Consider the following 8,885-nt stretch of genomic DNA (forward strand, 5'->3'; position numbering starts at 1 on the left):
CAGCAGAGTGTCATGCGGCAGCCTGGTTTTTCCAATTTATCGAACGGCCTGAGGCGCTGGCCAGGACTGCGGGCATAATGAATTCCGGTCGCAAGCGGTGCCTATGACGCAAGCGGCCCGGCACCCTCAGGGGTGCCGTTTTTTTTGGGGGGCGCTGGCCGTATGACAATGCTGGGAAAAGGGCGCGCTCGGTGTTTGACTGGCGGAAAATAGCCTCAGACCTGAGGAAAATCAGCAGGAAATCGCTTCATTGACGGTAGAAACGATGCTCTTTCTAGTTTCCGGTAAAATGCTCTGCTAAGCTTTCCGCTTTCACTCCATACTTCAGAAAAATAGGTTTTTCATGCAGCCTGTGGTTGAAACCCTCTCCGGCCTCGAGCGCCGTATTGATCTGGCCGTTACTGTGGCCGATATCGAAAAGGAAGTGCAGGCGCAAATCAAGCGTCTTGCTCGCACGGCGAAACTGCCGGGCTTCCGTCCGGGCAAAGTGCCCCTGAATCTGCTTGAGCGCAGCCACGGCCCCAGCATCCGTTACGATGCCATCAACGCCGAAGTTGGCCGTGCGTTTGAGCAAGCCGTCCGCACCGCTGAATTGCGCGTGGCCGGTCAGCCCACCCTGGAGCCCAAGGCCGAAGGCGAAGGCCAGGAAGGCGTGCTGGCATTCAGCGCAACCTTCGAGGTGTACCCCGAAGTCAAGATCCCCGAGCTGGGCGCGCTGGAAATCACCCGCACGCTGGCCGAAGTCGGCGACGCCGAAGTTGACCGCACCATTGATGTGCTGCGCAAACAGCGCGCCACCTACGAAGCTCGCGCCGACCGCGCGGCAGCCGACGACGATCGCGTGACGCTGGATTTCAGCGGCAGCATCGACGGCGAACTGTTCGAAGGCGGCCAGGCAACTGATTTCCCCTTCGTGCTGGGCCAGGGCCGCATGCTGCCCGAGTTCGAAACGGCCGTGCGCGGCCTGAAGGCTGGCGAAAGCAAGACCTTCCCGCTGGCTTTCCCGGAAGACTACCCGGGCAAGGAAGTGGCTGGCAAAACGGCTGAATTCACCATCACGGTGAAGGAAGTCGCCGAAGCAGTGCTGCCGGAACTGAATGCCGAATTCGCCACGTCGCTGGGCCAGGCTGAAGGCGACGTCGCCAAGCTGCGCGAAGACATCCGTGTCAACCTGGAACGCGAAGTCAAGCTGCGCGCCCAGGGCCGCACCAAGTCCAGCGTGATGGATGCGCTGGTTGCCGCGTCCGAGTTCGACGTGCCCAAGGCTCTGGTTAACCAGGACGCCCAAGGCCGTGTGCAAGCTGCCCGTGAAGACCTGAAGCAACGCGGCGTGCCCAATGCCGAGTCGCTCAATATTCCGGTGGAAGCGTTTGCTGACGAATCCTCGCGCCGTGTGCGCCTGGGCCTGCTGGTGTCGGAACTGGTGAAGCAGGCTGCCCTGCAAGCCAAGCCGGAACAAGTGCGCGCCCGTATCGAAGAGTTCGCTCAGAACTACGAGCAGCCGGCACAAGTCGTGGCTTACTACTTGGCCGACAAGCAGCGTCGTGGTGAAATCGAAGCCGTGGTGGTCGAGGACAATGTGGTCGAACACATCCTGTCGCAAGCCAAGGTCACTGACGAGAACGTATCTTTCGAGCAATTGATGGGAACGGCCTGATATGCAGCGATTTACCGATTTCTATGCGTCCATGCACGGCGGCTCGTCCGTCACGCCTACTGGGCTGGGGTACATCCCCATGGTCGTCGAACAGTCCGGGCGCGGCGAGCGTTCGTACGACATCTACTCGCGCCTGCTAAAGGAGCGTCTGGTGTTTCTTGTCGGTCCCGTGAACGACAACAGCGCCAACCTGATCGTCGCCCAACTGCTGTTCCTGGAATCGGAAAATCCTGACAAGGACATCTCCCTCTACATCAACTCGCCTGGCGGGTCGGTGTATGCCGGCATGGCCATCTTTGACACCATGCAGTTCGTCAAGCCCGATGTGTCCACGCTGTGCACGGGTCTTGCGGCCAGCATGGGCGCGTTTCTGTTGGCAGCGGGCAAGCGCGGCAAGCGCTTCTCGCTGCCCAATTCGCGCATCATGATTCACCAGCCTTCTGGCGGTGCGCAGGGTCAGGCTACCGATATCCAGATCCAGGCGCGTGAAATCCTTGATTTGCGTGCCCGCCTGAACCGCATTCTGGCGGACAACACGGGGCAACCTGTGGAACGCATTGAGGTCGATACCGAACGCGACAACTTCATGTCTGCGGATGATGCCGCAGCTTATGGCTTGGTCGATCAGGTATTGAGTACGCGGGAATAATCCTCGCCGTCCGGAAAAGGCCTCAGCCTGACCGGACGAGGCCTGGCCAAGCTGACCAGGCCAGGTGAGGCATGTTTAATAGGGAGCCTTAGGCTCCTCCCAGTGGTGTCGGAGAATATCGGGCCAGCGGCCCGCTGTTCTTCACTACCGATACAGAGTCCATGACTGATAAAAAAGACCTGCTTGATGCGCGCGCGCCGCGCTGCTCGTTCTGCAACAAGAGCCAGCATGAAGTCAAAAAGCTGATCAAGGGTGAGGGTTCGGTTTATATCTGCAACGAGTGCATAGACCTGTCGCGCGATATCATCCGCGAAGAGTTGCAGCAGGAAGCCCGCCAGAATCAGCGCGATGAGTTGCCGACGCCAGCGGAAATCAAGACTTTCATGGACCAATATGTCATTGGTCAGGATGCTCCGAAGCGCATGCTGGCCGTGGCGGTCTATAACCATTACAAGCGTATCCGGCATCGCGACCATCTTGAGGATGGCGGTGTGGAACTGGCGAAGAGCAATATTTTGCTGATCGGGCCGACCGGCTCCGGCAAAACCTTGCTGGCCCAGACCTTGGCGCGGCAGTTGAACGTGCCGTTCGTGATGGCGGATGCCACGACGCTGACGGAAGCCGGTTATGTCGGCGAAGATGTCGAAAACATCATCCAGAAGCTGCTGCAAAGCTGCGATTACGATGTCGAAAAGGCACAGCGTGCCATCATTTATATCGACGAAATCGACAAAATTTCGCGCAAGGCGGATAACCCCTCCATTACGCGTGACGTATCGGGTGAAGGTGTCCAGCAGGCCTTGCTCAAACTGATTGAAGGCACAGTGGCTTCGGTGCCGCCGCAAGGCGGGCGCAAGCATCCCAACCAGGATTTTGTGCAGGTGGACACCACCAATATCCTGTTCATCGTGGGCGGCGCCTTCGATGGTCTGGAAAAGGTGATCCGCAATCGCACGGAAAAATCGGGTATTGGTTTTTCGGCGGATGTGAAGCAAAAGTCCGAGCGTTCGGTGGGCGAAGTTTTCACCGAAGTCGAGCCGGAAGACCTGGTCAAGTTCGGTCTGATCCCCGAGCTGGTGGGCCGTCTGCCTGTGGTGGCGACATTGCAGGAACTGGACGAAACGGCCCTGGTTCGCATCCTGACGGAGCCGCGCAACGCGATTGTCAAACAATTCCAGAAACTCTTCGAAATGGAAGAGGTCGAACTGGAGTTGTCGCCCGAAGCCGTGCATGCGGTGGCGCGCAAGGCGCTCAAGCGCAAGACGGGCGCGCGCGGCTTGCGGTCCATACTTGAATCTGCGCTGCTGGACACCATGTACCAGTTGCCCAGTGACGCCAGCATCCACAAGGTGTTTGTGGATGCGGACGTCATCGAAAAAGGGGCTGAGCCCCGTTTCTTCCGCGAGGAAGGAAATCTGCGCCGTTCGGTCGGAAACGCCGCCTGAGAGTGTCGATAAGGCATGAAAACCCTTTACTTTGAAGGGTTTTCATGAAATTTCAGGCCACTGGGCTTGTTTTTTCCGATATCGTCTCCATCTCTGACTCATCACAGGAAGCTGGCGGCATCGCGCTGCCATCCCATACGCTTCCCGAACTACAGTTTCTCTCCGAGGAAGCCTAATCATGTCAGTCAGCCGGGCCTTGCCTTCAGAACCCGTTGAATTGCCGCTGCTGCCTCTGCGCGACGTCGTGGTTTTCCCACATATGGTCATTCCATTGTTCGTGGGACGGCCGCGTTCGATCCAGGCACTGGAAGCGGCAATGGAAGCCGGAAAGAGCATCATGCTGGTGGCGCAGAAGTCCGCCAGCAAGGATGACCCTACGCCGGAAGATGTTTATGAAATTGGATGCGTTGCGAGCATTCTGCAGATGCTGAAACTGCCGGATGGCACCGTCAAGGTGCTGGTGGAAGGCACGCAGCGCGCCCGCATTGCACAAATTACCGATGGTGAAGCGCATTTCACCTGCTCGGTGACGCCCATTGAATCGGATACCCAATCCAATGCGGAAACCGAAGCTCTGCGCCGTGCTGTGGTCAGCCAGTTCGAGCAATACGTCAAGCTCAACAAGAAAATCCCGCCGGAAATCCTGACCTCGCTGTCCGGGATCGACGAAGCCGGGCGTCTGGCCGACACCATCGCTGCGCATTTGCCGCTCAAGCTGGAAGAAAAACAGCGCATGCTGGAAGTGTTCGGGACGACCGAACGCCTGGAAACGCTGCTGAGCCAGCTGGAAACGGAAATCGACATTCTCCAGGTGGAGAAGCGTATCCGTGGCCGCGTCAAAAAGCAGATGGAAAAAAGCCAGCGTGACTACTATCTGAATGAGCAGGTCAAGGCCATTCAGAAGGAGCTGGGCGAAGGCGAGGAAGGCGCTGATCTCGAAGAACTCGAGAAAAAGATCGCTGCCGCGCAAATGCCCAAGGAAGCGCGCAAAAAAGCAGATGCCGAGCTGAAAAAGCTCAAGCTGATGTCGCCCATGTCGGCGGAAGCGACCGTAGTGCGTACCTATATTGATACGCTGATCGGTTTGCCGTGGCGCAAGAAGAGCCGCGTCAACAACTCGCTGGATAATGCCGAGCGGGTGCTGGACGGCGACCACTATGGCCTGGAAAAGGTCAAGGAACGCATTCTGGAGCACCTCGCGGTGCAGCAGCGTGTGGACAAGGTCAAGGCGCCGATTCTGTGCCTGGTGGGGCCTCCCGGGGTCGGCAAGACCTCGCTGGGGCAGTCCATTGCCAAGGCGACGAACCGCAAGTTCGTGCGCATGGCGCTGGGCGGCGTGCGTGACGAGGCCGAAATTCGCGGTCACCGCCGTACCTATATCGGCTCCATGCCTGGCAAGATTTTGCAGAACATGGGCAAGGTCGCCGTGCGCAATCCTTTGTTCCTGCTCGACGAAATCGACAAGCTGGGCATGGATTTCCGTGGCGATCCCGCATCGGCCTTGCTGGAAGTGTTGGATCCGGAACAGAACCACACCTTCCAGGATCACTATGTCGAAGTGGACTTCGACCTGTCGGACGTCATGTTTGTTGCGACCAGCAACACCTTGAACATCCCGCCGGCGCTGCTGGACCGTATGGAAGTGATCCGCCTTTCCGGTTACACCGAAGAGGAAAAGATCCGCATCGCGCGTGAGCATTTGCTGCCCAAGCTGATGAAGAACAACGGCGTGCGCGAAGGCGAGCTACAGGTTGAGGAAGATGCGCTGCGCGACATCGTGCGTTATTACACGCGTGAAGCCGGTGTGCGTTCGCTTGAGCGTGAGGTTGGCAAAATTTGCCGCAAGGTGATCCGCCAACTGATCAAGCGCGTGGAAGACAAGGTTGAAGGCGAAGCCAAGATCGTTGTGGTCAACAGCGAAAATCTGGCGGATTACCTGGGCGTGCGGCGCTACAGTTTCGGCGTGGCGGAGAAGGAAAACCAGATCGGCCAGGTCACCGGGCTGGCATGGACGGAAGTGGGGGGCGACTTGCTCACCATTGAAGTGGCCGACATGCCGGGCAAGGGTGTGATTCAGCGCACGGGTTCGCTGGGTGACGTGATGAAGGAATCGGTCGAAGCCGCCCGCAGCGTAGTGCGTTCGCGTGCCCGCCGTCTGGGTTTTGCCGACACCGTATTCGAAAAGCGCGACATGCACGTGCACGTTCCTGAAGGCGCGACGCCCAAGGATGGGCCGTCCGCAGGTATCGCCATCACGACGGCCATCGTGTCTGCGCTGTCGCACATTCCTGTGCGTGCCGATGTCGCCATGACAGGTGAAATCACGCTGCGCGGTGAGGTGCTGGCGATCGGCGGCTTGAAGGAAAAGCTGCTGGCCGCCCATCGCGGGGGAATTAAGAAGGTTTTGATTCCCGAAGAAAACGTGAAGGATCTCACCGAAATTCCGGACAACGTGAAGAACCAGCTGGAGATTGTGCCGGTACGCTGGATCGACGCGGTGCTGGAACATGCGCTGGAACGCTTGCCTACGCCTCTGCCTGAGGAAGAAGCCAAGCCGGAAGAACCGGTGGTTGCTTCCGGTTCCAAGCCGGGTGAGCCGGGCGCGGTGCTGAAGCACTGATGGACTGATGCATGAAGGCAGGCGCGTCATGCGCCTGACCGGAAAACCCCTGGATGCCTTGATGGCGCCCAGGGGTTTTTTTATTGCTGCCAAAGGCTGCACAATGTGTCGAGTGCCTGGGAGCCGTGTGAGGCGGGCGGCTTGTGGTTTGCGGCAAGAGGCTAGCGCCGTGCCGATTAGGCTTGGCGTGTTGAACACCTTCTGTCACCGCCCGCCAGGCGCCCAGGCTACGGCGTAAGGCGTGCGGCGGGTTTAAGGTTTGACGGCTTCAAAGGTGATGATGGTGTCCGCGTCCGTCGGCCAGCGGCCATGCGCATAGCTGCCCGAGACTGTGATGCTGCCGGTGAAGCCTGCTGCCCGCAAAGCGGCGAGCATTTCCTGGACGCCCCACCAGCGCAGGCTGAAGGACTCCAGTTCGGTGCTTTGCAGCAGGCCGTTTTCCCAGGCTTCATAGCGCAGCAGGTCCACGGATATCTGATTGATGTGGTCGGTCTGCAGGCGGTCGCAGGTCAGGGTGAGTTGCTGCGCGGGGGAGGGTTGCCAGGCCCGCACGGAGTGGCCGCCGGTGTGAATGGCGTGCGCCGGGTCCAGATCCAGAATCAGGCGGCCCTGGGTTTGCAGGGCGTGATGGCAACGCCGGAGAACGTCCGTGGCGGCAGCGTGATCAGTGATGAGTTGAAACGATCCGGCGGGAATGATGATGGCGGCGAATGGCTGGTCGTACTGGAATGCTTCAAAGGTCTGTTGCGTGACGGGCGCGGGCAGGCCGCGCTGCGCGCATTCGGTGCGGCATAAGGCCAGCATGTCTGCCGAGGCATCGAAACCGTGAATATCCAACCCGGCCTGTAACAGGGGGATGAGGATCCGGCCATTGCCGGCAGCAGGTTCGAGGATGGGGCCGGGGCAGTGTTGCAGGCGTTCCAGATAGAAAGCGACGTCGCCGAAGGAGTGGCCGATGGGTTTGTCCAGGTGATAGACCTGCGCGGCCAGACGGCCATAGCGATTATTGTGTGCGGACATGCAGTCGGATGTACGTTAAAGAAGAATAGCGCCAAGAAGAGGGAATATATCAGCGGACTGCGCCTGGCTGTCTGCTTTGTGCGGCTTGGCTAGGCGCAACGCCTATGCGGCAGGCAGGGTTATCGGGGGCAGGGCAGAGCATGTCTGGCAATATCGGCAGCTTGTTTTTGCTTGTCGGAGAGGTTTCATGGGTGCGCGTACAGGGTCGGGTTCAGCATGGGTCGCGGGTTTTCTGGCGGTCTTGATTTCTTATGCCGGGCCATTGCTGATATTTATCCAGGCTGCGCATGTCGGCCAGATTGCCCCGGATATGCTGGCGTCGTGGATATGGGCGATTTCGATTGGGTCAGGCGTCAGCGGTCTGGTGCTGAGCGCCTGGCTGAAGATTCCGGTGATTACCGCTTGGTCGGCGCCGGGCACCGCGCTGCTGATTACGCTATTTCCTGAAATATCCATGGCCCAGGTGGTCGGGGCCTATATGCTTGCGGCCGTCATGGTGCTGCTGGTGGGGTTGACCGGGTATTTTGACAAGCTGGTGCGGGCGATACCGCGCGGGATTGCCGCCGGCATGATGGCCGGGATTTTGTTCCAGTTTGGCGCTCAGGCGTTTGCCGCCGCAGGCACCATGCCCGCCTTGGTGTTTGCCATGCTGGCTGCCTATTTCATTTGCCGCCGGCTCTGTCCGCGCTATACCGTCGTCGCGGTTGCCCTGACGGGTTTTGCGATGGCGCTCGCGCAGCAGCTGACTGATTTTTCCAGTTTGACGCTGTCATGGACACAGCCGCTATTCATTGCGCCGCAGTTTGATTGGATATCGTTTTTCAGCCTGGCGCTGCCATTGACGATTGTCAGCCTGACAGGGCAGTTCTTGCCGGGCATGGCCGTGATGCAATTGTCGGGCTACCAGATGCCGGCTCGGCCAGTGATTGTGGTGACGGGGCTGGCTTCCTTGGCGACGGCTTTTTTTGGCGGCGCCACGATTGTGCTGTCGGCTATTACGGCCGCCTTGTGCACCGGCAAGGATGCTCACCCTGAGAAAGACAAACGCTACATTGCCGGTATTGCCAATGGGGTGTTCTATCTGGTGGGCGGCACTTTCGCAGGCACGATCGTGCTGCTGTTCAAGGCTGTTCCTGCGGAGCTGGTGGCCATTCTTGCGGGCCTGGCCTTGATAGGCGCCATCGTGTCCAATATGACGCTGGTGATTGAGGATGCGCCCCACCGGGAGGCTGCGACTGTGACGTTCCTGGCCACGGCATCGGGGATGACGTTGTGGGGCTTCGGTTCTGCGTTCTGGGGAATAGTGATCGGCCTGGCCGCGCATGCGGTGATGAGCTGGCGAAAACCTAAACCTGTGCAGGCCTGATGACGCTGGGGCCAGTCTGCCAGTCTGCCTGAGATGGCTGGCCGGTCAGTGGGGAGCGAGTTGCCGCGATATCTATCCGGCCCGCCTGGGTGCTGTTTCCCTGACCAGCCTTATGCCGCAGTATCGCC

At 59.3% G+C, this 8,885-nt stretch carries 6 protein-coding genes; 5 read left to right on the forward strand and 1 reads right to left on the reverse strand.

The annotated features are described in order from the left end of the window. Positions 1-343: 343 nt before the first annotated feature. The 4 genes from tig (at position 344) to lon (ending at position 6,371) form a co-directional block, all read left to right on the forward strand. A complete protein-coding gene (gene tig, locus ACTJGZ_RS06640; RefSeq protein ID WP_441662157.1) occupies positions 344-1,657 on the forward strand; it encodes a trigger factor in 1,314 nt (437 codons plus the stop codon). Between the two features lies 1 nt (position 1,658). Next, positions 1,659-2,306: an ATP-dependent Clp endopeptidase proteolytic subunit ClpP gene (clpP, locus tag ACTJGZ_RS06645; RefSeq protein WP_441662158.1), complete on the forward strand. Its 648-nt coding sequence runs from the start codon at positions 1,659-1,661 to the stop codon at positions 2,304-2,306. Between the two features lie 161 nt (positions 2,307-2,467). Then, positions 2,468-3,751: an ATP-dependent Clp protease ATP-binding subunit ClpX gene (clpX, locus tag ACTJGZ_RS06650; RefSeq protein WP_441662159.1), complete on the forward strand. Its 1,284-nt coding sequence runs from the start codon at positions 2,468-2,470 to the stop codon at positions 3,749-3,751. 178 nt (positions 3,752-3,929) lie between these two features. Further along, a complete protein-coding gene (lon, locus tag ACTJGZ_RS06655; protein WP_441662160.1) occupies positions 3,930-6,371 on the forward strand; it encodes an endopeptidase La in 2,442 nt (813 codons plus the stop codon). Between the two features lie 252 nt (positions 6,372-6,623). Here lon and ACTJGZ_RS06660 read toward each other — a convergent pair whose 3' ends face one another. Further along, positions 6,624-7,391 carry a class I SAM-dependent methyltransferase gene (locus tag ACTJGZ_RS06660; protein WP_441662161.1) on the reverse strand — a complete coding sequence of 256 codons (768 nt, stop codon included), beginning with the start codon at positions 7,389-7,391 and terminating at the stop codon, positions 6,624-6,626. Between the two features lie 187 nt (positions 7,392-7,578). On the opposite strand from ACTJGZ_RS06660, the gene ACTJGZ_RS06665 reads away from it, so the two are divergent. Next, positions 7,579-8,757 (forward strand): benzoate/H(+) symporter BenE family transporter, encoded by a 1,179-nt coding sequence (locus tag ACTJGZ_RS06665; RefSeq protein ID WP_441662162.1) that lies wholly within the window; start codon positions 7,579-7,581, stop codon positions 8,755-8,757. Positions 8,758-8,885 lie beyond the last annotated feature (128 nt).

Origin of the sequence: Kerstersia sp. (genome assembly GCF_052103615.1) — a bacterium.
Lineage (GTDB): Bacteria > Pseudomonadota > Gammaproteobacteria > Burkholderiales > Burkholderiaceae_B > Kerstersia.

Excerpts from the sequence above, each read along its gene's own strand:
- tig (WP_441662157.1), top strand. The coding sequence starts at position 344 with ATGCAGCCTGTGGTTGAAACCCTCTCCGGCCTCGAGCGCCGTATTGAT.
- clpP (WP_441662158.1), top strand. The coding sequence starts at position 1,659 with ATGCAGCGATTTACCGATTTCTATGCGTCCATGCACGGCGGCTCGTCC.
- clpX (WP_441662159.1), top strand. The coding sequence starts at position 2,468 with ATGACTGATAAAAAAGACCTGCTTGATGCGCGCGCGCCGCGCTGCTCG.
- lon (WP_441662160.1), top strand. The coding sequence starts at position 3,930 with ATGTCAGTCAGCCGGGCCTTGCCTTCAGAACCCGTTGAATTGCCGCTG.
- ACTJGZ_RS06660 (WP_441662161.1), bottom strand. The coding sequence starts at position 7,391 with ATGTCCGCACACAATAATCGCTATGGCCGTCTGGCCGCGCAGGTCTAT.
- ACTJGZ_RS06665 (WP_441662162.1), top strand. The coding sequence starts at position 7,579 with ATGGGTGCGCGTACAGGGTCGGGTTCAGCATGGGTCGCGGGTTTTCTG.